This window comes from Sphingobacterium sp. B29, from assembly GCF_001952815.1.
In the GTDB taxonomy this organism is placed as follows: Bacteria; Bacteroidota; Bacteroidia; order Sphingobacteriales; family Sphingobacteriaceae; genus Sphingobacterium; species Sphingobacterium siyangense.
In genome coordinates this window covers 4,600,729-4,623,886 of record NZ_CP019158.1, presented here as the reverse complement: position 1 = coordinate 4,623,886, position 23,158 = coordinate 4,600,729, and the positions used below count along the sequence as shown (strand labels likewise).

Annotated in this window: 26 protein-coding genes; 25 read left to right on the top strand and 1 reads right to left on the bottom strand. The window is 40.6% G+C overall.

The features are described from left to right. Nucleotides 1–79 precede the first annotated feature (79 nt). The 5 genes from BV902_RS20015 to BV902_RS19995 all read left to right on the top strand — a co-directional run bounded on the left by BV902_RS20015 (nt 80) and on the right by BV902_RS19995 (nt 3,267). Nucleotides 80–1,063: an FAD:protein FMN transferase gene (locus BV902_RS20015; protein WP_075993455.1), complete on the top strand. Its 984-nt coding sequence runs from the start codon at nt 80–82 to the stop codon at nt 1,061–1,063. Between the two features lie 231 nt (nt 1,064–1,294). Beyond that, the gene (locus BV902_RS20010; protein WP_198385939.1) at nt 1,295–1,852 is read left to right on the top strand and encodes an RNA polymerase sigma factor; all 558 of its coding nucleotides are present in this window, start codon (nt 1,295–1,297) and stop codon (nt 1,850–1,852) included. Between the two features lie 12 nt (nt 1,853–1,864). After that, on the top strand, nt 1,865–2,203 hold the full coding sequence (locus BV902_RS20005) for a hypothetical protein (protein WP_075993453.1): 339 nt from the start codon (nt 1,865–1,867) through the stop codon (nt 2,201–2,203). A 238-nt stretch (nt 2,204–2,441) separates the two neighbouring features. Continuing rightward, nucleotides 2,442–2,735 (top strand): hypothetical protein, encoded by a 294-nt coding sequence (locus tag BV902_RS20000; RefSeq protein ID WP_075993452.1) that lies wholly within the window; start codon nt 2,442–2,444, stop codon nt 2,733–2,735. A gap of 76 nt (nt 2,736–2,811) precedes the next feature. Beyond that, on the top strand, nt 2,812–3,267 hold the full coding sequence (locus BV902_RS19995; protein ID WP_075993451.1) for an Hsp20/alpha crystallin family protein: 456 nt from the start codon (nt 2,812–2,814) through the stop codon (nt 3,265–3,267). A gap of 536 nt (nt 3,268–3,803) precedes the next feature. On the opposite strand, the gene BV902_RS19990 is transcribed toward BV902_RS19995, so the two are convergent. Then, nucleotides 3,804–4,388, bottom strand: coding sequence for a DUF4126 domain-containing protein (locus BV902_RS19990; protein WP_075993450.1), 585 nt, complete (start codon nt 4,386–4,388; stop codon nt 3,804–3,806). Between the two features lie 266 nt (nt 4,389–4,654). Between BV902_RS19990 and katG the strand changes: the two genes are divergently transcribed. The 20 genes from katG to BV902_RS19890 all read left to right on the top strand — a co-directional run bounded on the left by katG (nt 4,655) and on the right by BV902_RS19890 (nt 23,155). Beyond that, nucleotides 4,655–6,934: a catalase/peroxidase HPI gene (gene katG / locus BV902_RS19985; protein ID WP_075994886.1), complete on the top strand. Its 2,280-nt coding sequence runs from the start codon at nt 4,655–4,657 to the stop codon at nt 6,932–6,934. Between the two features lie 310 nt (nt 6,935–7,244). Continuing rightward, nucleotides 7,245–7,646 carry a hypothetical protein gene (locus tag BV902_RS19980; RefSeq protein ID WP_075993449.1) on the top strand — a complete coding sequence of 134 codons (402 nt, stop codon included), beginning with the start codon at nt 7,245–7,247 and terminating at the stop codon, nt 7,644–7,646. An 82-nt stretch (nt 7,647–7,728) separates the two neighbouring features. Continuing rightward, the gene (locus BV902_RS19975) at nt 7,729–8,073 is read left to right on the top strand and encodes a hydrogenase maturation nickel metallochaperone HypA/HybF (RefSeq protein ID WP_075993448.1); all 345 of its coding nucleotides are present in this window, start codon (nt 7,729–7,731) and stop codon (nt 8,071–8,073) included. A 12-nt stretch (nt 8,074–8,085) separates the two neighbouring features. Beyond that, entirely contained in the window at nt 8,086–8,814 is a 729-nt protein-coding gene (hypB, locus tag BV902_RS19970; protein ID WP_075993447.1) for a hydrogenase nickel incorporation protein HypB, read from the top strand. A gap of 157 nt (nt 8,815–8,971) precedes the next feature. Continuing rightward, nucleotides 8,972–9,502 (top strand): hypothetical protein, encoded by a 531-nt coding sequence (locus BV902_RS19965; RefSeq protein WP_075993446.1) that lies wholly within the window; start codon nt 8,972–8,974, stop codon nt 9,500–9,502. Next, nucleotides 9,503–10,504: an ABC transporter substrate-binding protein gene (locus tag BV902_RS19960; protein WP_075993445.1), complete on the top strand. Its 1,002-nt coding sequence runs from the start codon at nt 9,503–9,505 to the stop codon at nt 10,502–10,504. Beyond that, nucleotides 10,501–11,517 carry a FecCD family ABC transporter permease gene (locus BV902_RS19955; protein WP_075993444.1) on the top strand — a complete coding sequence of 339 codons (1,017 nt, stop codon included), beginning with the start codon at nt 10,501–10,503 and terminating at the stop codon, nt 11,515–11,517. Before BV902_RS19960 ends, BV902_RS19955 begins: the two co-directional genes overlap by 4 nt. Further along, nucleotides 11,514–12,356: an ABC transporter ATP-binding protein gene (locus BV902_RS19950; protein WP_075993443.1), complete on the top strand. Its 843-nt coding sequence runs from the start codon at nt 11,514–11,516 to the stop codon at nt 12,354–12,356. The genes BV902_RS19955 and BV902_RS19950 overlap by 4 nt, the downstream gene beginning before the upstream one ends. Nucleotides 12,357–12,452: 96 nt before the next feature. Beyond that, complete coding sequence (locus BV902_RS19945) at nt 12,453–13,046, top strand: GNAT family N-acetyltransferase (protein WP_083663682.1); 594 nt, start codon at nt 12,453–12,455, stop codon at nt 13,044–13,046. A 41-nt stretch (nt 13,047–13,087) separates the two neighbouring features. After that, entirely contained in the window at nt 13,088–15,526 is a 2,439-nt protein-coding gene (locus BV902_RS19940; protein WP_075993442.1) for a TonB-dependent receptor, read from the top strand. Nucleotides 15,527–15,712: 186 nt separating this feature from the next. Further along, nucleotides 15,713–16,063: a hypothetical protein gene (locus tag BV902_RS19935; RefSeq protein ID WP_075993441.1), complete on the top strand. Its 351-nt coding sequence runs from the start codon at nt 15,713–15,715 to the stop codon at nt 16,061–16,063. 175 nt (nt 16,064–16,238) lie between these two features. Further along, nucleotides 16,239–16,541, top strand: a complete 303-nt coding sequence (gene ureA / locus BV902_RS28190) for an urease subunit gamma (RefSeq protein ID WP_075993440.1) — start codon at nt 16,239–16,241, stop codon at nt 16,539–16,541. Nucleotides 16,542–16,559: 18 nt separating this feature from the next. Then, nucleotides 16,560–16,934: an urease subunit beta gene (gene ureB, locus BV902_RS28185; protein ID WP_075993439.1), complete on the top strand. Its 375-nt coding sequence runs from the start codon at nt 16,560–16,562 to the stop codon at nt 16,932–16,934. Further along, entirely contained in the window at nt 16,931–18,652 is a 1,722-nt protein-coding gene (ureC, locus tag BV902_RS19920) for an urease subunit alpha (RefSeq protein WP_070567879.1), read from the top strand. The genes ureB and ureC overlap by 4 nt, the downstream gene beginning before the upstream one ends. Nucleotides 18,653–18,810: 158 nt before the next feature. Continuing rightward, a complete protein-coding gene (locus BV902_RS19915) occupies nt 18,811–19,398 on the top strand; it encodes a hypothetical protein (RefSeq protein ID WP_075993438.1) in 588 nt (195 codons plus the stop codon). A gap of 3 nt (nt 19,399–19,401) precedes the next feature. Beyond that, complete coding sequence (locus BV902_RS19910) at nt 19,402–19,938, top strand: urease accessory protein UreE (RefSeq protein ID WP_075993437.1); 537 nt, start codon at nt 19,402–19,404, stop codon at nt 19,936–19,938. A 175-nt stretch (nt 19,939–20,113) separates the two neighbouring features. After that, on the top strand, nt 20,114–20,803 hold the full coding sequence (locus BV902_RS19905; protein WP_075994884.1) for an urease accessory protein UreF: 690 nt from the start codon (nt 20,114–20,116) through the stop codon (nt 20,801–20,803). 12 nt (nt 20,804–20,815) lie between these two features. Continuing rightward, nucleotides 20,816–21,454 carry an urease accessory protein UreG gene (ureG, locus tag BV902_RS19900; protein WP_075993436.1) on the top strand — a complete coding sequence of 213 codons (639 nt, stop codon included), beginning with the start codon at nt 20,816–20,818 and terminating at the stop codon, nt 21,452–21,454. 2 nt (nt 21,455–21,456) lie between these two features. After that, the gene (locus BV902_RS19895; RefSeq protein WP_075993435.1) at nt 21,457–22,254 is read left to right on the top strand and encodes an urease accessory protein UreD; all 798 of its coding nucleotides are present in this window, start codon (nt 21,457–21,459) and stop codon (nt 22,252–22,254) included. Between the two features lie 10 nt (nt 22,255–22,264). Continuing rightward, nucleotides 22,265–23,155 carry an urea transporter gene (locus BV902_RS19890; RefSeq protein ID WP_075993434.1) on the top strand — a complete coding sequence of 297 codons (891 nt, stop codon included), beginning with the start codon at nt 22,265–22,267 and terminating at the stop codon, nt 23,153–23,155. Nucleotides 23,156–23,158: the final 3 nt, after the last annotated feature.

The window sequence follows — 23,158 nt, the reverse complement described above, 5'->3', positions numbered from 1 at the left end:
GTGGTACAATAGTATATCCCATCGGTAAGACTGCTTTTGGTACGCATCGACTTTTTAATCCCTTTTTCAGATCAATCTCATGAAGAACAATAAACACTGTGGCCTGCTTTTAATTCTCTGCTTTGTATCCATTACTTCAGGGATTGCGCAGGTATTGGTAAAGCGACAGGTTACCCTTATGGGCTCTGTTTTCGAAATTAGCTTGGTAGATCGGGATAGCTCGATTACAAATCAGCATATCGATGAAGTCATCTCCGAAATAGATCGAATAGAAAATCTGATTTCAGAATGGCGTCCGCAAACCCAAATAGCAGCGGTAAACCGCAATGCAGGGATTAAGCCAGTTAAGGTGGATAGAGAAGTGTTTGAACTAACACAACGTGCAATCCAATATGCTCAAAATTCAGGTGGTGCTTTTGATATCAGTATTGTTGCCTTAGATAAAGTTTGGCTATTTGATGGCAGCATGACCACAATGCCCTCGGAAGAAGTGATTAAGAGGTCTGTAGAGAAAGTTGGTTATCAACACATTCGCCTCGATAGTGCGGCTTCGACAATTTTTCTGGAGTTACCGGGTATGAAGATCGGTTTCGGCTCTATTGGGAAAGGCTATGCGGCAGATAGGGGCAGGGAAATAATGAAAGCAAAAGGGATTGAAGCAGGTATAGTGAATGCTTCTGGTGATCTGTCGGCTTGGGGAAGCCCACCCCAGGACGATGCATGGAAAGTGGGCGTAAACAATCCGTTCAAAGCCCATCGAATGGTCAAAGTTCTTCGTTTGAATGAAATGGCCGTAGCAACTTCGGGCAGCTATGAGAAATATGCGGAGATTAATGGAAAACGTTATTCACATATTATAAATCCGGTGACAGGTTACCCAGCTACGGGATTAACTTCAGTGACGATTTATGGACCCTCAGCGGAAGTCGCAAATGCACTCAGTACGTCAATCATGGTACTGGGCGAGAAAGAAGGAAAAAAATTGATTCAGCGTTTTCCAGCATACCATTATATTTTTATTACCGATAAAGGTAAGGTCATTCAGCAGCGCCGGAAATCTTAAACCATGGAACTACTTTTTTATGTTGCATAAAGTGTATAGAAAGCATAGCCTATTAGCTGATTATCTAGTATATTTATGCGAACAAAGCGTATACGAAAGACGACGAAAAAAGAATGTGTGATGTTGTTCATCCGTTGGAAGTCAGCAAGAAAGTAGATCCTTGAAAATAATTTAAAGTAAAAGTTCGACTAGTTCGTCTATGCTGCTATGGACATTGCATACCAAAATCATATGGCAGAAAAAAATTCCAGATCATTTACGGATATCGTTAAGACTTATGGAAGTCAACTGCTACGTTTTGTTAAGGGGAAAGTAAAGAAAACGGAGGATGCAGAAGATATCTTACAGGAAGTCTGGTATCAATTTAGCCGTTTGACCAATATGGACGAACTGGAGAATGCGGGAGCATGGCTCTATGCTGTCACACGGAATAAGATTACCGATAGTTATCGGAAAAAGAAAAATGAATCACTTGATGATATGATAGCAGGTGATGATGATAGTGAAAGTACTTTCCCTATTCGTCAGTTCCTTTTGGCCGACGACTCCAATAATCCCGAGCTAAAATTATTTAAGGATATTTTTTGGGATGAGCTGATGAAAGCATTGGAGGAATTGCCGGAGAAGCAGCGTCGGGTTTTTGTGCTGAATGAGCTGGAAGAGAAAACACTTCAAGAAATTGCCGTTATGGAAAATGAGAACCTCAAGACGATTATCAGTCGAAAAGGGTATGCCGTGAAGCACCTGCGGGTACGGTTGCGAAGTTTGTATGAAGAATTAAAATTTTAAAAGGATTAAGCTATGAATGGAAGAATGAATAGACAGCGGAAGGGTAAATTCGCTTTTATGTTTGTCGCTATTATCATTGGTGTTTTTTTGTTGGTAGCCTTACTACAATATTTATGGAATACATTAATGGTTGATATTTTCAATTTAAAAACAATTACCTATTGGCAGGCATTGGGACTCTTTGTTTTGTCAAGAATTCTGTTCGGCAGGGGTTTTGGTAAACCTGGAGGGGGGAGATTTCGAAAAGGTTTTCCGCGTCAGATGGAAAAAGGAGAAGATCTTTCCGATGAGGAAAGGGAGCGGTTGCGGGAAGAATGGAAGCGTCGTTTTGGAGGACGATGTGGATTCTAAAAAAAGTATAAAAATTTTAGAGTAAAAACTGTTGTTGGGCGTCTTCTTTTATAAAGGCGCCTTTTTTTATGTCGGTATCCTGATTCTAAGGGAATAGCAGAACGCGATGTTCTGTCAGAATGGATGTTGGACAGCATAATAATTAGTTACAAAATACGAATGGTCAAGGAGAATGTCGTTTTCAATCAGATGAAAATGGAGGAAGCCAGCAACCATTTTACAAAAAAGATGTATTCAAATGAAAAATAAACTTCGATTTATATTGCCTCGCCTGATTGTGCTTACGGCAATAGCTGGATTAGCAACCTTGATTATTGGGACGATCTTTAAACTCTTATTGTTTGGGACAGTTCTCTTCGGAATAGGAAGCTTCGCGGCAGCAAGAATGCGTAGGAGAGATAGACAAGCATTCAAAATGGATAGGACTCCGGTATATCCGAATGTTCACCGTCATTACAACACTGCGGTCGCTATCGTACCATTACAAGGACAAAAACGTGCTAGGAAAGCAACGATAGTTCCCGTTTATTAAGGTTAAAAAACTGCAAAGACGAAGCAATTCGTCATGTATCAGTTCAACGTATTATTCAATATTAAAAATTAAAGACATGTTTAAAAGAGATCATTATACCAGAGGATATTCAAATCATAACAAATTTTGCGGACAACATTTTAAAGACCGTTTTGAAAAATTTCAACAACATTTTTTTGAAAGTGAAACCGCACACAGTGGTGGCGGACAGCAATCTGTTCCTGTAAATATTGTAGAGAATCAAGAATTCTATGAAGTACAGCTTTTTGCTGCTGGCCGTAAGAAGGAACAATTCCAAGTCAGTATAAATGACGGAATACTAAAAATTTCATGTACAGAGAATGCACAGGACAATGCCATAGATTATATTTATAAAGAGTACAATGGAATGGCATTTGAACGTGAATTCCAATTGAATGAACAGGTGCTTACGGATAATGTACATGCGAGCTTCGAGGATGGGGTATTGACTGTCATTCTTCCAAAAGATCTTGAAAAGGTAATACGACCACAAGAAGTTGCTATTGATTAGTAAAAGCCAGTTTTTGATTTGGGCGCACATCAAAGTAAAGGTTGCTTATGTGCGTAAACTTAAATCAGCATAAGGGCTAATTTTGAAAAAGGACAGCATCGAATTTTGCTGTCCTTTTTTTATGGTTTACCTCCGGCCTCCACCCAAAGCAGCATATATATTTACTAAATGGAAAAAAACTAATACCAAATTATACCTAATAACAATTTTTAATCAGTTTTTAGACAGTAATTAGTCACTATTTATTCAGTCTACACTGAGTAAGCACTGAGCAAGCACTGAATGAGCACTGAACAAGTACTGTTGAAAGATATAATTTGGTTACCATTATATTTTCGTTTGATTGACAGGTCTAAAGGTTAGGGATTTTGATTTTATGCAGATATTGATCAGCTTAGGTCTATAAGATGGAGACAATATTCCTAGTTGGTTTGTGCATCTGCTAAATTGGCTGCTGCCTGTGTAGGTGAGGCTTGCTGTTATTGTAGATTGTATAGCGCTGTGTCAAGTCTATTTAGATGTTTATGTTATGACAGCTATTCAGTTCTTTTAAGTTTTTTATTTAGTTGTTCTCTGCCAAATCGCCAGAAGAAATAAAACAAGCCTATAACAACGATTATAGCCATAAAAGGCACAAATATGGCGAGTATGGTTAAAATCGTAGAACCGATGGTTTCCATTGTCGAAATCATAAAATTACCAAAACCGGCCGTTCCGATCGAAGAGGCGGCTCGGGTGCCTGCCAGGGCCGTGCTAATGGTTGCTGCAGTACCGCCACCGGCGATTATGGCCATAGCCCAGCGGAAAAAAGGAGAAATATCTGTAAACTGTATAGCGAAAAGTAAAGTACCGGCTATGGTTGCTAAGGGGATGGATAGGCTGTCCAATATGTTGTCTATAAAAGGGATGTAATACCCCGCTATTTCCAAAATCATGGCTATACTTGTTGCTGCTAAAACAAGCGGTGAACCCGCCCAAGCTAATTCATTGCCAACTTGGAACAATTCCAGCCGACAGCCAAGACTCAATAAAAATAAGGGCATGAAAATTCGGAAGCCAGTGGCTGCTGCCAAACTCACTCCTATAAAAGCACTCACCAAAAATGTAGAAAAGTCACTCATGGCCAATATTTTTTGATACAACCTAATTGTAGAATAATAAAAGAATGGCTTTTGTTTTAGCAATGCTAAAAATCCGCGTTTTCTGGAGTCTCGCTAAAAGATGATTTTCAAGTTTTTATATACCTGATGATGGTGTATATAGATTTTGATTATAGTGTATCAAATCATTCGATGTACAAGTGGGAGCGCATTTGTGTAATTTTATGAAAGTGGAAGTCAAACAATTTGATCACTTAAGGTATTATATAAATAAACTTTCTTTTCATATGGACAACAACGAAAAAGACATTAGCAAATGCCCATTTCACAATGGTACTATGCGCAACGCCGTTGCGGGAGGGGGAACTCAGAATCAGGATTGGTGGCCAAATAGACTTCGTGTAGATCTGTTGAGACAACATGCGAGCAAGTCAAATCCGATGGACGAAGGCTTTGATTATGCAGAAGCATTTAAGCAGTTGGATTTAGAAGCTGTAAAAAAAGATTTGCATGCATTGATGACCGATTCACAGGATTGGTGGCCGGCAGATTTTGGTCATTATGGACCATTATTCATCCGGATGGCTTGGCATAGTGCCGGTACCTATCGGGTAAGTGATGGTCGAGGCGGAGCTGGGTCTGGTCAGCAACGTTTTGCACCCTTGAATAGCTGGCCTGATAATGTGAGTTTAGATAAAGCGCGTCGCCTGTTGTGGCCTATCAAACAAAAATATGGTAAAAATATCTCCTGGGCAGATTTATTGATCTTAACCGGTAACGTCGCTTTGGAGTCTATGGGCTTCAAAACTTTTGGTTATTCCGGTGGGCGTGTGGATGCTTTTGAACCAGAATTGGACGTGTATTGGGGCTCTGAAACAACATGGTTAGGCGGTGATATTCGTTATGCACATGGTTCAGAAGGTGTAGTTGAAGCACATGGTGTTTTGTCTGCCGATGATAATGCAGATGGTAAGCAACACTCACGTAATCTTGAAAAACCGTTGGCAGCGGTACAGATGGGGTTAATTTATGTTAATCCAGAAGGACCGGATGGAAATCCTGATCCTATCGCGGCTGCAAAAGATATACGAGATACTTTTGGTCGGATGGCTATGGATGATGAGGAAACTGTCGCTTTGATTGCAGGTGGACATACTTTTGGAAAAACACACGGAGCTGGACCTGCCGACAATGTCGGAAAAGAGCCTGAAGCTGCCGGTATAGAACAACAAGGATTAGGTTGGAAAAGTACTTACGGCAGTGGAGTAGGTGCTGATGCAATTACTAGTGGACTGGAGGTTATCTGGACACAAAAACCGACGGAATGGACCAACCTCTTTTTTAAGAATCTGTTTGAGCATGAATGGGAATTGACTAAAAGCCCTGCAGGAGCACACCAATGGGTCGCCAAAGGAGCCGATTCGAATGTTCCAGATCCTTTTGATCCCAATAAAAAGCGTAGGCCAACGATGCTGACGACAGATTTATCGTTGCGTTTTGATCCAATCTATGAAAAGATCTCGCGTAAATTTTACGAAGATCAAGATGCGTTTGCTGATGCATTTTCTCGTGCCTGGTTTAAATTAACGCACCGTGATTTGGGACCAAGAGAGCGTTATTTGGGGGCCGAAGTTCCTGCTGAGGAATTATTGTGGCAAGATCCTATTCCTGCTGTCGATCATGTTTTGGTCGATGCGGATGACATTAGTATATTGAAATCCGCCTTATTGAACGCGGGACTTAGCACTGCCGAGCTCGTAACGACAGCCTGGGCTTCAGCGTCTACATTCCGTGGGTCGGATATGAGAGGTGGTGCAAATGGCGCTAGAATACGTTTGGCTCCGCAGCGGTATTGGCAAGTCAATAATCCGGCGCAACTGCAAAAAGTTCTTACTGCGCTTGAGCAGGTTCAGCAGGATTTTAATGGAAAACAACAGGGTGGCAAGAAGATCTCATTGGCAGATTTAATTGTTTTGGGCGGTGTAGCCGCGATAGAGCAGGCAGCTCGTGCTGCTGGGCATGATATCAAAGTACCGTTCCGTCCTGGGCGTATGGATGCGACACAGGAACAGACTGATGTAGAATCAATGGGTTATCTTGAGCCAATTGCGGATGGATTCAGAAACTATCGCAAAGGCGCTTATACCGTGTCTACGGAATCGTTATTGATTGATAGGGCACAACTACTGACTTTATCTGTTCCTGAATTGACTGTCCTTATTGGCGGGATGCGTGTTCTTCAAGCCAATTTTGATGGTTCTCAACTAGGCGTAATGACTGACCGACCTGGCCAACTGACCAATGACTTTTTTGTTAATCTATTGGATATGGGAACAGCTTGGAAAGCAATCTCTCCGGATCGGGAAGTTTTTGAAGGATCAGATCGTAAAACTGGTATAAAAAAATGGGAAGCCGGAAGAGCAGACCTTGTTTTTGGTTCGAATGCTGAATTAAGAGCCGTTGCCGAAATATATGGCAGTGCCGATGCAAAAGAAAAATTTGTACAAGATTTTGTGAAGGCATGGAATAAAGTGATGGAGCTGGATCGCTTCGATTTGCATCGCTAATAAATAAAAATTAAGCCTTTCAAGAAGCCAGTCTCAAATCGAGGCTGGCTTCTTACGATTTTGCTATATGAGAAAATATCTCGTATTGTGTTTAGCTGCGACAAAAAATACCCAATTTTTGCCTCTAATATCATTTTAATCTCACTTTAACCAAATTTTAATTTAATATATATAGAATTATGGAATTTTCTTTGGGTGTTTCCTATTTTGTGAAATAAAATTCAAGATTTGTGCTACTTTTTCTTCTTTGATCGGTAGTAACTTTGTATTGGTTTCAAAGGAATCTTTGATACTTTGTTAGGTTAAAGCTATGTGGAAGCACTTTATTTTTCTGTTTGCAGCACTGTTATTATCATTTAAAATTTTAAATGCAAACAGTCTTGTACTGAAAAGTGATAGTTTTAAATCCTCGGATTTATCTTCAAAAAGTCCTTCAGAACACGCTGGAGATTCACGTATAACCCATTTTCCAAAAGATCATAGCCACTTTTGTTCACTCTACCCATCGCTTCAATCCATTGTTGCGGAAATGGACGTAGAAGTAGCACAAGATTGGTTAATGGATCGTTGGTTGGTTACTGTTGATTTGCTTTGGCATGAACTACTGCCATCCCCATTGCAGAAAGACTATCGGTATGAACATACCTTAGATCTTGAGCCTATACCCATAGCTCGATTTTTGCTGTTTGAGCAAATCAAAATTCCATGCTAAGGCGTAAGCTTTTCTTCACATCAGACAGGCAAAGAAATCTGCCATTTCTTTTCTAAATTTATTTATTTCTTAAAATATACCAATGCACGAGCTAAGTATAGTAAAGGATATTTTTGATACGTTGACCTCGCATTATGAGGCTAGGGTAGATGATATTCAAAAAATTCAAGTTACAGCAGGATTGTTATCCAACGTTCAGCCTGTATTGATCCAAAATGCATTTGATGCTTTTATTGCTGAAAATACGCAATACCAGGATATGGAAATGGAGGTCGTTGTAAACGATATCATTGCATATTGTAAACATTGCCAGAAAAATTTCCCTGTTCATTTTCATCGATTTGTCTGTGACTGCGGGCAACCCTCCAGTACAATTGTTCAGGGAAATGAACTCTATATATCAAAAGTAATTTTTAAACAAGACTAAAAATCGTTTATCATGTCAGACAATACTCCAAATCCTAAAAGTTTAGGTAACCGTGTAGGTTCGGTTCAATGTGAAAATACAACACTACATTTATTAAAAGCAAATGATTTTGTCGCAAAAGCCATCCGCGATAGACTGAAAGATGTCTGTGTGATCAATGTATGCTCTTCCCCGGGTTCGGGCAAAACAACCTTGATGCAAGAAACCGGTAAACGTTTGTCGAAGGATTTGAATATTGCTGTTTTAGTGGGCGATCCAGAAACTGAACGCGATGCGGTACGTATGCGCGATGTGGGCATCAATGCCTTGCAGATTGTCACTGGAGGAATGTGCCATATTGAGGCACAAATGATCTTACAAGCCCTGGATCATATCGATATTGAAGGAATAGATCTGTTGTTTATCGAGAACGTTGGGAACTTATTGTGTCCATCGGCATTTGATTTGGGTGAAGATTACCGCGTAACCTTATTGGCGACAACAGAAGGGGATGATAAACCAAAAAAATACCCACGTATGTTTTTAACAAGCGAATTGATGTTGGTTTCCAAAGCGGATTTATTACCATATGTACCTTTCTCCGTGGATGCGGTAACGAAAGATGCGCGCGAGGTAAATCCCAATCTGGAAGTTATTACAATCAGTACATTAAATGGTGACGGCCTTGATACCTGGTGTGATTGGTTGAAAGAAAGAGTTCAGGCAAAAAAAGATCAATATAAAGCGCTTGAAGTAAAATAGTGAACAACAGATAAAATGAATAGGATAATAATGATCCATGTTTTATTGTTATCCTGTTCAATGTTGACGCAATAGTGCTGTTTTTTGAGGAAATAAATAGCACTGAAAACAAAGCCAAACGGTGCTGTTAACATGTGATGAAGATAAGTTTACAAAAATGAATAAGCTGCTCATACCAATAGATAAAATTGTCGCAAACAAGGCGTTTGCCCTTAGCGACGTCGATCAAGTGCATCTTGAGTGGTATGAAGTCCATAAAAGACGCCTGACGCGTAATACAATAAACGGAAAAGCAATCCTTATGCAATTGGACCAGGGAGCGGAATGGCACCATGGTGATGGTTTATTTCATCAGGAAGCGTTACAAGCGATCCTGGTTGTCAAGCCTTCGTTGACGATAAGATTTAATCCAACGGATTTGGTTCAGCTTGCAGATTTCGGTTATTTCATCGGAAACAGACATCTGCCGATATTCAACGTAACAGATGCCGAATCGCTTCGTCTTCCTTACGATGGACGGCTTTATGAACAGGTTCTGGCAAAATATGGAACGTCGATTCAGTTGGAGGAAGCCTTACTGTTATCCGAAGATTTGATTCGTTTGCAGGCGAAAAATAAGAAGAATCCAGATTTGAAAGGAGTAGACGGGCATATCAGCCTGGGTGAACAAGTTCGAAAAGATAATTAAATGAAAGTGAATCGAATTATAGTTGTATTGCTTTTGGTATGCTGTGGTATATGGAGTGCCTGCCAAAATCGGCAATCCGGCACGCTCAACAGTCAAGTGAAAGCAGTCGATAGTAGAGGGAAGGAAGTTGTGTTGGCGCATGTGGCAAAGCGTGTAGTTGTACTATTCCCTTCGCTTGTTGATGAAGTGTATATGTTGGGCGCTGAAAATAGCCTTGTAGGTATTCCTGAACAGGTTTATCAGCTCGAAGATACCTATAGCTTTTTATCCAAATTGGATCAAAGAATTGCAAAAAAAGAACTGGCAACGCCTACCTTCGCAGGCCAGGCAAATAATGTAGAAAGCATAGTGGGCTTGAACCCTGATCTTGTTTTGACGTTCAATACTGATCAGGATAATATTTCTCAATTAGAAGATCTTGGAATTCCCGTGTTTACTTTTTCTTCGCAAGATGAAAAAAGTATTTTTAATGAACTGATAGGGATGGGAACCTTACTCGGAAAGCAAGCGCGAGCGGAAGAAATTGTTCAATTTGTTTCGGCGGAGATCAAAAAAATGACTGCTCCTAAAGATCAAATACAGAAGAAGGTTTATTATGCCTGGTCTAAAGGTAGAGTGCTTTCGACATCCGGTCGTGGTAGTTTGATTGATATGGCGATCCGTCTTTCGGGTGCAGCGAATGCCTGCCCGTTGGAAATGGAAGCCCCAAATGTCGGCGCAGAAACGATTTATAAATGGAATCCGGACCTCATTATTCTTTGGAATTCTAAATTGACAGACGTATATAATCTGAAGGAACTCGCGGCATTACCTGCAGTGAAAAATAAACAGGTATTTGTGATGTCACCGTCCTTCCCATTCGATCCACATACCGTCAAATTTATGCTTTTTGCCAAACAGATTAGGCATTGGTGTTTTTCGGATTATACGAAACAGCAGCTTGATCAGGATATGACCATAGCTTTTGAAAAACTATACGGTAAAGCAGGACTACTTCAATGATACATCAATTAAAAAAGCTGTTTCTGCTAGTTGTTTTACCGTTGTTGGTTTTATTGCTTTCCTTACTTGTAGGATCAAGTCAGAACATTGGTTTTGTCGAGCTCTGTCAGCGCATCGGATTGGAAGTGGGAATTTATATCGGAGACCATAATACGGTATTGAAAGATAACATGGATACGATATTGTGGCAGGTACGTTTACCACGGATTCTGTTGACCTTTATGGTCGGAGCAGCATTAGCTTCTTCCGGCGGAATTTTACAGGCCATTTTTAGGAATCCAATCGTTGATCCTTTTACATTGGGTATTTCTTCGGGATCTGCTTTTGGGGCCGCATTGGCCATGTTGTTCCCTCTATTGTCCGTCAATCTATCGGCATTTCTGTTTGGTGTATGTGCTGTAGGTTTAACCTATTTTGTTTCAAATGCCGGCTTGAAAACCTCGATTATTGGGATGGTGTTGGCTGGAATGGTTATTTCCGGTGTATTTACAGCGATGCTAACCCTGTTACAATACATTAGTGATCCCTATAAATTACAAGCTATTGTGCAATGGACAATGGGGAACCTACATACAGCATCATGGTCGAAAGTACAGCAAGCGTTCCTGCCGATCACAATAGGATTGGGCATCCTGATCCTTTTGCGCTGGAAGCTGAATCTTCTCGCCCTTGGTGATCAAGAAGCAATTGCTGTTGGCGTTAACCCGAAAATATTGAAATTGGTCTTCATTGCTGTAGCAACACTAATTACGGCATCAGCTGTAGCAGCTGTCGGGGTGATTAGTCTGTTCGGATTAATTGTACCACATATCAGCCGCATGATCTTTGGACCCAATAACAATATTATTGTGTGGGCAAATATCAGTATTGGAGGTACTTTCCTATTACTTATCGATGATTTTTCTAGGGCTGTTATGCCATTTGAAATTCCGATCGGTGTTTTTACAATGATTATTGGCGCTCCCTTGTTTATTTATCTGATGCGTCGTAACGAAATCAACTGGAATTCATGAGTAATTCGATTCATATCAAAAAACTTTCTTTTGCCTATGGTAAGGATATCATTTTAAATGATGTAAACATGTCATTTCCGGAAGGAAAGCTTTCTGTTATTCTTGGTCGAAATGGAAGTGGTAAATCGACTCTGTTTAATATTATTGCCGGGCTGGAAAAAAAATATAATGGATCAGTTCTTATCGGTGAAACAGAACGTCGCGATTGGAAGGTTGGTCGGGCCAATTCATTGAAATTGGGTTTTCTCAACCAGTTCCATCAGACCACATTTCCTTTTAGCGTTGTTGATGTTATTCTGACGGGACGCGCCTCGTTTTCTCGTTTTTCACCAAGTAAGGAAGACTTCGAGGCCGTTGAACAGATCTTGGATAGATTTAACCTCACACATTTTAAGGACAAACCCTATACCTCTTTATCTGGAGGAGAGCGACAATTGGTATTACTTTGTCGCGTGTTGGTACAACAACCTGATTTATTATTGCTTGATGAACCCACCAATCATTTGGATCTGAACTATCAGATTGCGGTTCTGCAGACAGCCAAGGAGCTGGTCAAAGAGGGGACAACCGTGTTATGTGTGATGCACGACCCCAACATGGCGTACCTTTTTGGTGATCAGTTTTATCTGATGAAGGACAATAGGCTTGTGGATCTGCACGGTCTGGAGCAAGAGCAAGTACGGGAATTATTGGAACAGACCTATCAACTTCCTTTGATCAGTTTGGAAAATCAGAAGAAATGGATGTTTGTTCCGATGCTGGGTGCGGATAAGGCATTTGACACCATTGCGGGTTCAGCGCATAACGGCGAAGCCAAAATTGAAATGAATACGCCATGACGAAGCTGCCTGAGTAGGTGTGCTTATGAAAAATCATGGTTTGCAAGTGAGATGCTCAGTTTACTGTGCAAATATTTTAAAAATAGCTATAACGATATGAATACCATCAAAGACAGCGGCAATATATTGATTAATAATCAACTGATAAGCAAACGATGTTTTCCCACGCAACCCCATTTGAAAAATATCAGCATATCTCGTGTTGAAAAGGAAGATATTGATGTCGTATTACCTTATGTCATTGAATTTCGGAAACAGTTGTTTCCGATGTTGGATGCACATAAACTTCCCAAAGATCTACTGGCATTTTCAGCCGTGTATCTTGAGGCTGAAGCTGGTGCATTCTTGCAGGCAAAAGATCAGCAGGGTAAACTGATTGGCGTCGTTGGCATGCTGGCTTATGACTACCGTTTCCCGCATTTGGATATTGATAGAAGGAAAACGGTGGAAGTAGCCCGTCTTTTTGTGGACCCGAGTTACCGTAGGTCAGGTTTGGGAACGGCCTTATTCAAGGGCTTGGTCGCTGTAGTTAAGGAGAAAGGTATCGAAAGGCTTTATTTACATACCCACCCATTCCTCACTGGAGCCTATGAGTTTTGGGGAAAACAGGGATTTCAATTGAAAGACTTTTGTAATGAATCGAATTTTCCAACGATACACATGGAATTATTCGTTGATCGTATTGCTTAACCCTAAAAGTGGATAAGCCAAAAAATATATAATTTATTCGAATGAACAACGTAATGAAAGCGCTAGCTTTCGCTTTATTGACAAGTGCTTCCGTACCGGGAGCGGTGTATGCACAACAAGGTGTGGCACTATTTGGTAAGATCCAGGATGAAAACGGTAATCCAATCTCAGGGGTCACATTAACCCTGGCAGATCGACAACAACAGACAAGTTCTAATGCTCAGGGCGAATTTAGTTTTACCGGAATAACATCTTTTCCTGTACAGCTACGTGCAGCTGCAATTGGGTATAAGCCTGTATTGCTGGATTTGAACACGGCCAACTGGAATGCAAAAAAAGGAGTTCGATTGCTTATGGTAGCCGGTGATAATACATTGGATGAAGTATTGGTTACGGGTAGACGTAACAATTCATATCTGACAAATAATATGGAGCTGGGGGGTAAATTTGCAGGAAAATTAAAGGATCTACCGCAATCTGTCGCTGTACTCAGTAAGGAATTTATCGAAGATAAACAGGCCTTTACTACTGGAGCGCTGGTACAGGACCTGGCTGGTGTGACAGAAGCATCTTCCTATGATGATGTTGTTATCCGCGGTTTCAAAAGCGGTTACGAAACGGGTGTTCGACTTGTCAATGGTTTACGCTCGGGGTATGGGTATGGTAACAGTTATTATAATTCACCATTAACGATCAATCTTGAAAATATCGAGGTTTTGAAAGGGCCTGGGGCATCTTTGTTTGGGGATATTGTGCCGGGTGGTACAATTAATATGACGACAAAGAAGCCTTTGGAAGATTTTAAGGGGCATGTGAATTTTGCTGGCGGTAGTTTTGAAACGATGCGAACTACTGTAGATCTCGGTGGACCATTGGATAGTGCCAGACGTATTTTATATCGTTTTAACGCGGGTTATGAAGATACCAAGACTTTCCGTGATGTAAATCGTCAGAAACGAATGATGATTGCTCCTTCCTTTACCTTCAAACCAGCTGAAGGCACGGTGGTTGATATTGACATGGTATATAATCAGTTCAACGGTTATCTTGATCGGGGAATGGGTATTAAGGAAAATAACTTTTATGCGTTGCCAAGATCATTTACGTTGAGCCAGCCTTCCGATTTTTATAATTCCAAGACTTTTTCATTAAGCGCTCGTTTGTCTCAGCGTCTGGCAGAACATGTTAGTTTGAATCTGAGTTACATGAAATCCATCTATCAGGAAGATGTCAATGAACACCGGACAATGAATACGTTTGCTGATGCACCACATAATACCATTATGAATATGCGCTTTTTTGATCGCCATGGGCGTGATTATACCGATAATGTTGTCGGTTACGTCAAGTGGGATCTTTTGGGCGATAGAGTTGATCATCATTTGGTTGCTGGGATTGATTTTGCCCAATATCGGGGCGACAAAGAAAACCAATTGCGGGAGGCTAGGCAGCAAACTATAGATGGTAAAGTTGTTCCTTTGACTTTTGATTTAAACAATCCTACCTATACGACTCATGATCTGACGAATTATGTATGGCGTACAGGAGTCGCTTATCCTTTTTTGAGCCCTTATAAAACAACGGGTAAATATATACAGGATCAAATCAGCATTGACGACCGACTGAAACTTATTGTAGGTCTACGTCATGAACACTATTCTTCTGAGACACTTGATGGACAAAATCGGTTTCATGCGACACAAAATGCCTTATTACCTCGTTTTGGTGTAACCTATGGAATCAATAAACAGATTAACTATTTTGCAAGTTATTCACAGGGGTTTGTGCCTGTAGGCGCCAATTTTATTCAGAACTATAAAGATTATGGTGCCGATAAACCCTTTGAAGCCGAGCGGAGTTTCCAGGTGGAAACAGGGGTGAAGACGGGTTTCTTTAAGGAACAATTGCAAGTTGATCTATCCTTATTCCGAATTGAACGACGGAATATGCTCATTGCCACAGGGGCTATCAATGATTCAGGGCTGCCGGAGTATAGACAATCCGGCAAAGCGCTATCGCAGGGTGTTGAACTCGATGTGCGTGGGCAGTTGACACGGGAGTTTCAGGTTATGGCCAATTATACCTATAATGATACGGAGGTGAAATCATCCTCGGTTCCTTCTGAAATAGGACAGTCCCTGCCGGGAGCACCCAAAAATATGGCGAGTGCCTGGTTAAAATATGTGTTTTCAAATAGTACCTTAAAAGGCTTAGGTTTTGGTGCTGGTGTTTATTATGTAGACCGTAAGCGGATGGACAATAGTATCGGAAAGGATAGCGATGGAAATGCACTCTGGGGACAATGGCCATCTTATACAACTGTTAATGCAGCGGCCTATTACCACATTGGTGCTATGAAAATGGCCGTAAACCTGAACAATGTATTCGATAAATATTACTTTTTAGGTGGTTTTGACTACACGAGAGCCTTTGCTGGTGCACCGAGAAATATCATGGTATCAGTTGGTTACTCTTTTTAAATTCGAAAGATTGATCTAAAATCTCCAAAGCGGGCTTTTTCAACAAATTTGGACTATTTAATTCAAGATTTGTGCTAGTCAAGTAGCCCGCTTTGGTTGTAAATTTGAACAACAAATAATAGAATTGTGAACACAAGAATGAGGTATAGTTTAGTCTTTTTAGTTTTCCTTTTGAGCACCCTGCTCATGAAAGGAATAGCTATACCGACGCATTCTACTGTCCAAAGTTTACCCGTCTTCCGGATAAGCCTGGCGGCTTTCCATACTCATGTAGAACAAGGTTCAGGAAATTCCGAGCGGGAAAATTTGGTCGCTGCGGTTAAAGATCATGATGTCTATGATATCACCGAACAGATGGACCTCAAAGATGAATGGAGCAAGCTGCTCTATTGGGGAGTGCTTTCAATTTGTCTTTTTGTATTCTGCTATCCTGTACGTCTCAAAATTCAGAATAACAGAAGGCCTTATATGGATCGATTGATCCTTCCGCCAAAATATATTCTTTTCCAAAGTTTAAAGATCCCGTTTCTGGGGTAAAAATTTCCATTTCTTACAACGGTTGAGAAAAGACAGAACTTGCGCTGCGTAGGGGTGTAATCTGTTCTATTCATCACGATTTTGAACGATTTTTTTAAGTCGTATGGCCTTGTCGTGACCTGTACTCACCGTGACTTGTTTTAATTCGAATAACAACAATTTAAATAATATTTATATGCATTTATTACCTAGAGAGACAGAGAAGCTATTGCTTCATCTTGCCGGCGAACTAGCGAAAAAACGTAAAGCTAGAGGACTTAAATTAAACTATCCGGAGTCTATTGCATTGATCAGTAGTGAACTTTTGGAAGCTGCTCGTGACGGACGTACTGTTGCGGATTTAATGCAGTATGGTGCAACGTTGTTGACACGTGAAGATGTCATGGAAGGTGTCCCTGAAATGATTCATGATGTACAGATTGAAGCTACATTTCCAGATGGTACAAAACTGGTTACTGTTCATAACCCGATTCGCTAATTGTTAAAAATATAATCTATGATCCCAGGAGAATTTTTTATTGCAGATGGCTGTGTTATCTGCAATGAAGGTAGAGAAATTACAACGATCACTGTGACAAATACAGGTGATAGACCAATTCAGGTAGGTTCACATTTTCATTTCTTTGAGGTGAACAAAATGATGGAGTTTGATCGTGAAAAAGCATTTGGCAAACGGTTGAATATTATCGCCAGTACAGCAATTCGTTTTGAACCAGGTGAATCAAAAGACGTCGAATTGGTCCCTTATGCAGGTGCAAGAAGGATCTATGGCCACAATGATTTGGCAAATGGAGATACCGAAACCGAAGTTGCGAAAGCAAATGCAATGAAAAAAGTAAAAGAACAAGGCTTTAAAAACAAAGTATCATGAGTTTAAAAGTTAGCAAATTAAATTATAGCGCCATCTTTGGCCCTACAAGTGGAGATAAAATCCGTTTAGGAGATACAGATATCATTATTGAAGTCGAAAAAGACTATGCTTACTACGGCGATGAAGCCAAATTTGGCGGTGGTAAGACTGTCCGTGACGGGATGTGCCAATCTTCAGTTCATACACGTGATGAAGGTACATTGGATATGGTGATCACTGATGCTATCGTCATTGACCACTGGGGTATCGTGAAAGGTGATATTGGTATTAAGGATGGTAAAATTGTTGGTGTTGGTCGTGCTGGAAATCCGGATACAATGGACAATATTACACCAAATATGATTATCGGTGCTTCTACTGAGGTACATGGTGGATCGGGATATATCTTAACTCCAGGTGGTATTGATACCCATATTCACTATATCAGCCCAACACAAGTTGAAACGGCCTTGTATAGTGGTGTTACAACAATGATTGGTGGTGGTACAGGTCCAGCGGATGGAACAAATGCAACTACAGTAACACCGGGTAAATGGAATTTACGCCGCATGTTGCAAGCTGTTGAAGACCTTCCAATGAACTTCGGTTTCTTTGGTAAAGGAAACGTAGGTACGGAACAACCTATTGTGGAGCAAATTGAAGCAGGCGCGCTAGGCGTTAAAATCCACGAAGATTGGGGTGCTACACCAGCAACAATCGACAGAGCTTTGACTGTTGCAGATCAATACGATGTGCAGGTTGCAATCCATACAGATACCTTGAATGAAGCGGGTTTCTTAGAAGATACGATCCAAGCTATCAATGGACGTGTCATCCATACATTCCATACAGAGGGTGCTGGTGGTGGTCACGCTCCAGATATCATCAAATCGGCGATGTATCCAAATGTTTTGCCAGCATCGACAAATCCAACACGTCCATTCACAAAAAATACGATTGACGAGCACTTGGATATGCTGATGGTTTGTCACCACTTGAGTAAAGAAATTCCGGAAGACGTAGCTTTTGCTGACTCTCGTATCCGTCCAGAAACGATTGCTGCTGAGGATGTACTGCAAGATCGCGGTGTATTCAGTATCATGAGCTCGGATTCGCAGGCAATGGGTCGTGTAGGTGAAGTCATTACACGGACTTGGCAGACTGCAGACAAAATGAAGAAGCAAGTAGGCCCATTACCTGAAGACGAAGGCAAGGACAACGATAATTTCCGTGCACGCCGCTATGTAGCGAAATACACGATCAATCCAGCAATTGCTCATGGTATTTCCAAATATGTTGGTTCAATCGAGCCCGGTAAAATTGCCGATATGGTGATCTGGCGTCCTGCTTTATTTGGCGCAAAACCAGAAATGATTATTAAGGGCGGGATGATTATCGCTTCAAAAATGGGTGATGCGAATGCTTCCATTCCTACGCCACAGCCAATTATTTTAAGAACAATGTTCGGTGGTTTAGGTAAAGCTGTTCACCAAACTTGTTTTGACTTTGTCTCTAAAATTTCATTGGAAAAAGGAATTAAAGAAGAATATAAATTGGAAAGAACCTTACTTGCTGTAGAAAATTGTCGGAATATCTCCAAAAAAGATATGATCCACAATGACGCTACACCTGAAATTATCGTTAATCCAGAAAATTATGAGGTAAGTCTTGACGGTGAGATCTTGCGATCAAAACCGGTTGATACAGTTTCGTTGGGACAACGATACTTCTTGTTTTAACCCTATAGTACTTTTTTATGGCGTGATCCGATATCACGCCATAAACTATGAAAAACAATATGTTGATGAAATCATCATGAGCTTATCAAAAGCGCATAAAGAGAGGGAATAATGACCGCTCATGATGCTTCATTACTGCTAAAATACGATTTACGCTAATGAAAAATTTGAAGACATTTTTAGGCTGTTGTATAGCAATAGCATGCTTTACGATACAATCGGCCTATGCGCAAAAGGGGGGTATCATGGTTTATGGGTCACTGAATTACCACGAAACAACAGCTGGGCATCAATTTAGTGCCGCTCCGGTAGGTGCTGCCTATTTTTTCACGGACAACATGAATGCGGGGCTAAACTATGGATTCAATTCTGCTAAGGATAAAGCATTGGATTTCACAGATCATTCGCATGAAATAGGACCTTTCTATAGTAATACTTGGCCTCTGAGTGAGCATTTCATGTTAATTGGCCAGGTTGATGTTCATTATTTGTGGGGCGATCAACATGTCGTTACCGGTGGTACTATGGTCGATGGTAAATACAATGGCTATCTATTCAGAGTGTACCCGCTTGTGGGTATCGCCTTGGGAAAAGGTTGGGCATTAAAAGCTAAAGTGGCAGAATTGTCTTATAAAAAGAGAAATAGTAAAGATGCTGCTATTCCCAATGATCACGAAGTCATTACGGGAATCAATGGATCTACAGTAGGTTTAGGCTTATCTAAAAATCTATTTATTAAAAATTAAAAAATGATAATCACGGAAATCACAAGGAATATTCAGGGGGAGCAGATCAATAAGCGTCTTGATTCGCTCGCTATTGAATGGTATGAGTCGACCAAACGTATTCAACGTTTACGTACAGCGGAGGGAATGGATATTGCCGTCAAATTGTTGGGTAATACCTCCAGTTTGCAGGATGGCGATATCTTGTACGAAGATGAAGAGAAAATGGTTGTGGTAACGATCAAACCTTGTGAAGTAATCCGTGTCATGGCAATTGATTTCCTGCGAACTGCTTTTGTAGCCAGTGAAATTGGAAACAAACATTTGCCTCTATTTGTGGAGGCAAATGAATTGCTTATGCCTTATGAAAGGTCAATGTACGAGTGGTTAGCGAAACAGGGGTTTGACCCGCAACGTTGCGAGCGCCAACTTTTACGTCAGCTCAATGCAAATGTCGACCCAAAACATCATCAGAAGATGAAGTTTTCGACGAAGAATATACCGCTCTTAATCAGCGATAAAGCCTTCATGAATTCGCAAGGGCCAGCAGTTATGAAATGAGATTGAAGATCCTTTCTGTCCGATAAGCGAACGTAGCGAGCGCATTGATGTCTTAATGGGAAAAATAGGGATCAAAGGAAAAACTTGGTCAGCTTGGATGCCCAATGATAGCGAAGACTACGCAAGGGGCTGATTGGTCCTTGAAGATATATACTTACAATAAAAAATAATGTCAATGAAAAATACATTTCTAGGCAAGTTACTTCATCTAGCAGATCCTACATTGCCAATTGGTGGGTTTACCCATTCCAATGGACTGGAGACCTATGTGCAACAGGGCTTGGTCTGTGATAAGGCTACGGCGGACAATTATGTGCGTCATAACCTCTGGTATAATCTGAAGTACAATGATGCTGCTTTGATGAAATTGGCCTATGAAGCAACTTCTTCGCAGGACATGGATGCATTGATCGCCCTAGATCAAGAATGTACAGCATTAAAAAGTCCAAGAGAAATTCGCGATGCCAGTAAAAAACTGGGCGTCCGTATTTATAAAATATTCAGTCGGTATCAACAGCAGGATTTTATGTTGTCCTGGGGTGAATTAATCCAAAAGAAGGAAGTAGATAGTCATTACTGTTTGATGTATGGCATGTTGGCGTCACTTTTAGCAATTCCTTTGGAAGAAGCGTTACACGGCTTTTATTATAATGCCGCTATTACAATGGTGACCAATGCTGTTAAACTGGTGCCATTAGGGCAGTTGGATGGCCAAGATATACTTTTTGGTTTACATGATGATATACTTGATCTCTGCAAAGAGACCTTAACAGTTGAACGGAATTTAGTGGGCTTATGCAACATTGGATTTGACATCCGTTGCATGCAACACGAACGATTATATTCTAGAGTTTATATTTCTTAAAAAACAATTACAATGGAAAATAGAAAATATGTTAAAATAGGAGTTGGTGGACCAGTAGGGTCTGGTAAAACAGCATTATTGGAAAGATTGAGCAGACGTTTGATGAATGAAATTGATCTTGCAGTAATTACAAATGATATCTATACGAAGGAAGATGCGGAGTACATGGCTAAAAATAGTTTGCTGCCCCGTGAACGAATTATCGGTGTAGAAACCGGCGGTTGCCCGCATACGGCCATACGGGAGGATGCGAGTATGAATCTGGAAGCTGTAGATGAACTAGCAAGCCGCTTCCCGGATTTAGAGTTGATTTTGATTGAAAGTGGTGGTGATAACCTAACTTCTACCTATAGCCCGGATCTGGCCGATATTACCATTTTCGTAATTGATGTTGCCGAAGGTGAAAAAATGCCTCGTAAAGGTGGTCCAGCAATTACAAGATCTGATCTTTTATTGATCAATAAGAAAGATTTGGCACCCTATGTAGGCGCAAGCTTAGAAGTAATGGAGCATGATGCACGTAAAATGCGTAAAGGTTCTCCATTCTTATTTTCAAATCTAAAAACCGGAGATGGTTTGGAAGAGATTGTAGGCTGGATTAAAAAATACGCACTCCTTCAAGATGTTGAGGAACCTAATTTACTACGTTAGTTATGATCTGTTCTTTAGATATTAAAATAGCACATCGCGAAGGAAAATCCTTTTTAAAAGATGCATATGCGACACAACCGTTTCGTATCGTTCCAGTTGGACAATATCAAAAAGACAATGCAGCGTATCTGATGATTATGAGTTCATCGCCTGGTTTGTTGGATGGAGATGACCATCGTATTCAAGTTGATATTGCTCCGGGCGCTAAGCTGCAGTTACAAACGCAAGCTTACCAGCGTTTGTTTCATATGAAAGGCCATTCGTCCCAAACTATGGAAGTGAATATCGGTGAAAATGCTGTTTTTTCTTATGTGCCCCATCCTGTAGTACCACAACATTCGTCTCATTTTTTGAGCCATAACATTGTACATCTTGCTTCTAATTGTCACTTATTGCTTAGTGAAATCGTGACTTGTGGTCGGAAAATGTCCGGAGAAGAGTTTATGTACAATCACTTTCAAAATCTGACAGAATGTTATGTCAATGGTAGGCTTGTAGTGAAAGATAATGTATTGCTGCAGCCAGATCGTATGCCTATACAAGGCTTGGGTATTTTGGAAGGCTATACGCATCAGGGAACTTTGATCTACCTTAATAGTGCCGGCTTGAATCCAAGTGACTGGATCGAGACTTTCCATGAACAATATGGGGAAACCAAAGACGTTGCGTTTGGTATTAGTGAATTGCAGCACGACGGTTTTATGGTTCGCGTTTTAGGTTACGGTGCCGAACAGCTTTATCTTCTTTTTAAAGAAATGCAAAGCGCATTATGGGACAACATATTTTTGAATAACAACTAATTATATTCCAATGAAAAATAACATCCTAGCTTTTGTAAAAGCTTTTTTTAAAGGATTTGGGCAAATTATGTTACAGGGTAACATTTGGACGGGTATTTTATTTATAGGCGCCATTATTTATGATTCGGCACTAATGGGCTTTGCGGGAATCCTCGCCAATATCGTCGGGGTATTGACTGCCAAGTTGATGAAATTTGATGAGGGTCATATCAATGATGGACTCTTCGGATTTAATGCTACGCTTTATGGTATTGCTTTGGTTTTCTATTTTCAGACAAACGTCTGGGTATGGGGAGCTTTAATCGTCGGATCTGCGTTGACCACCATCTTGATGGGTTTTGCATTAAAGAAGAATCTGCCGGTATTTACATTTCCTTTTATCTTAATTACCTGGATCGCATTGTATGTGTTGAGTATTCCAGAATTGGCTTTAAGGACGGTACCCGAGCATTTTGTTGATATTCAAGAAATGGATGATTTCTTAATTGAAGGCCATGCCTTTGGTCAGGTTATTTTTCAGGGTAGTTTAATTGCTGGATTGATCTTTTTCATTGGGGTTTTCCTGAGCAATCCCATGGGAGCACTTTACGGTTTCGCTGCTGTTATCATCAGTGTTTATATTTCGCACCATGGCCATGAATCTGCAGATATGACCAATAATGGCATTTTTAGCTTCAATGCGGTTTTGGTTGGAATCGCTCTGAGCGGCCCACGTGTTCGTGATGGCGTATATGTACTGATCGGAACAATTATCGCCACATATTTTGATCACTTTTTGATTCATAACGGCTGGACAACATTGACTTTCCCATTTGTTTTTGCGATGTGGGCGATGCAACCGGTCAAACTTATCGATAAATGGTTGGTGAATAAATTTTCATCAGCAGAAGGGACTTCCTAGTCC

What these genes read in the sequence shown, in the direction of transcription:
- BV902_RS20015 (WP_075993455.1), top strand. Translation starts at nt 80, where the DNA reads ATGAAGAACAATAAACACTGTGGCCTGCTTTTAATTCTCTGCTTTGTA.
- BV902_RS20010 (WP_198385939.1), top strand. Translation starts at nt 1,295, where the DNA reads ATGGCAGAAAAAAATTCCAGATCATTTACGGATATCGTTAAGACTTAT.
- BV902_RS20005 (WP_075993453.1), top strand. Translation starts at nt 1,865, where the DNA reads ATGAATGGAAGAATGAATAGACAGCGGAAGGGTAAATTCGCTTTTATG.
- BV902_RS20000 (WP_075993452.1), top strand. Translation starts at nt 2,442, where the DNA reads ATGAAAAATAAACTTCGATTTATATTGCCTCGCCTGATTGTGCTTACG.
- BV902_RS19995 (WP_075993451.1), top strand. Translation starts at nt 2,812, where the DNA reads ATGTTTAAAAGAGATCATTATACCAGAGGATATTCAAATCATAACAAA.
- BV902_RS19990 (WP_075993450.1), bottom strand. Translation starts at nt 4,388, where the DNA reads ATGAGTGACTTTTCTACATTTTTGGTGAGTGCTTTTATAGGAGTGAGT.
- katG (WP_075994886.1), top strand. Translation starts at nt 4,655, where the DNA reads ATGGACAACAACGAAAAAGACATTAGCAAATGCCCATTTCACAATGGT.
- BV902_RS19980 (WP_075993449.1), top strand. Translation starts at nt 7,245, where the DNA reads ATGTGGAAGCACTTTATTTTTCTGTTTGCAGCACTGTTATTATCATTT.
- BV902_RS19975 (WP_075993448.1), top strand. Translation starts at nt 7,729, where the DNA reads ATGCACGAGCTAAGTATAGTAAAGGATATTTTTGATACGTTGACCTCG.
- hypB (WP_075993447.1), top strand. Translation starts at nt 8,086, where the DNA reads ATGTCAGACAATACTCCAAATCCTAAAAGTTTAGGTAACCGTGTAGGT.
- BV902_RS19965 (WP_075993446.1), top strand. Translation starts at nt 8,972, where the DNA reads ATGAATAAGCTGCTCATACCAATAGATAAAATTGTCGCAAACAAGGCG.
- BV902_RS19960 (WP_075993445.1), top strand. Translation starts at nt 9,503, where the DNA reads ATGAAAGTGAATCGAATTATAGTTGTATTGCTTTTGGTATGCTGTGGT.
- BV902_RS19955 (WP_075993444.1), top strand. Translation starts at nt 10,501, where the DNA reads ATGATACATCAATTAAAAAAGCTGTTTCTGCTAGTTGTTTTACCGTTG.
- BV902_RS19950 (WP_075993443.1), top strand. Translation starts at nt 11,514, where the DNA reads ATGAGTAATTCGATTCATATCAAAAAACTTTCTTTTGCCTATGGTAAG.
- BV902_RS19945 (WP_083663682.1), top strand. Translation starts at nt 12,453, where the DNA reads ATGAATACCATCAAAGACAGCGGCAATATATTGATTAATAATCAACTG.
- BV902_RS19940 (WP_075993442.1), top strand. Translation starts at nt 13,088, where the DNA reads ATGAACAACGTAATGAAAGCGCTAGCTTTCGCTTTATTGACAAGTGCT.
- BV902_RS19935 (WP_075993441.1), top strand. Translation starts at nt 15,713, where the DNA reads ATGAAAGGAATAGCTATACCGACGCATTCTACTGTCCAAAGTTTACCC.
- ureA (WP_075993440.1), top strand. Translation starts at nt 16,239, where the DNA reads ATGCATTTATTACCTAGAGAGACAGAGAAGCTATTGCTTCATCTTGCC.
- ureB (WP_075993439.1), top strand. Translation starts at nt 16,560, where the DNA reads ATGATCCCAGGAGAATTTTTTATTGCAGATGGCTGTGTTATCTGCAAT.
- ureC (WP_070567879.1), top strand. Translation starts at nt 16,931, where the DNA reads ATGAGTTTAAAAGTTAGCAAATTAAATTATAGCGCCATCTTTGGCCCT.
- BV902_RS19915 (WP_075993438.1), top strand. Translation starts at nt 18,811, where the DNA reads ATGAAAAATTTGAAGACATTTTTAGGCTGTTGTATAGCAATAGCATGC.
- BV902_RS19910 (WP_075993437.1), top strand. Translation starts at nt 19,402, where the DNA reads ATGATAATCACGGAAATCACAAGGAATATTCAGGGGGAGCAGATCAAT.
- BV902_RS19905 (WP_075994884.1), top strand. Translation starts at nt 20,114, where the DNA reads ATGAAAAATACATTTCTAGGCAAGTTACTTCATCTAGCAGATCCTACA.
- ureG (WP_075993436.1), top strand. Translation starts at nt 20,816, where the DNA reads ATGGAAAATAGAAAATATGTTAAAATAGGAGTTGGTGGACCAGTAGGG.
- BV902_RS19895 (WP_075993435.1), top strand. Translation starts at nt 21,457, where the DNA reads ATGATCTGTTCTTTAGATATTAAAATAGCACATCGCGAAGGAAAATCC.
- BV902_RS19890 (WP_075993434.1), top strand. Translation starts at nt 22,265, where the DNA reads ATGAAAAATAACATCCTAGCTTTTGTAAAAGCTTTTTTTAAAGGATTT.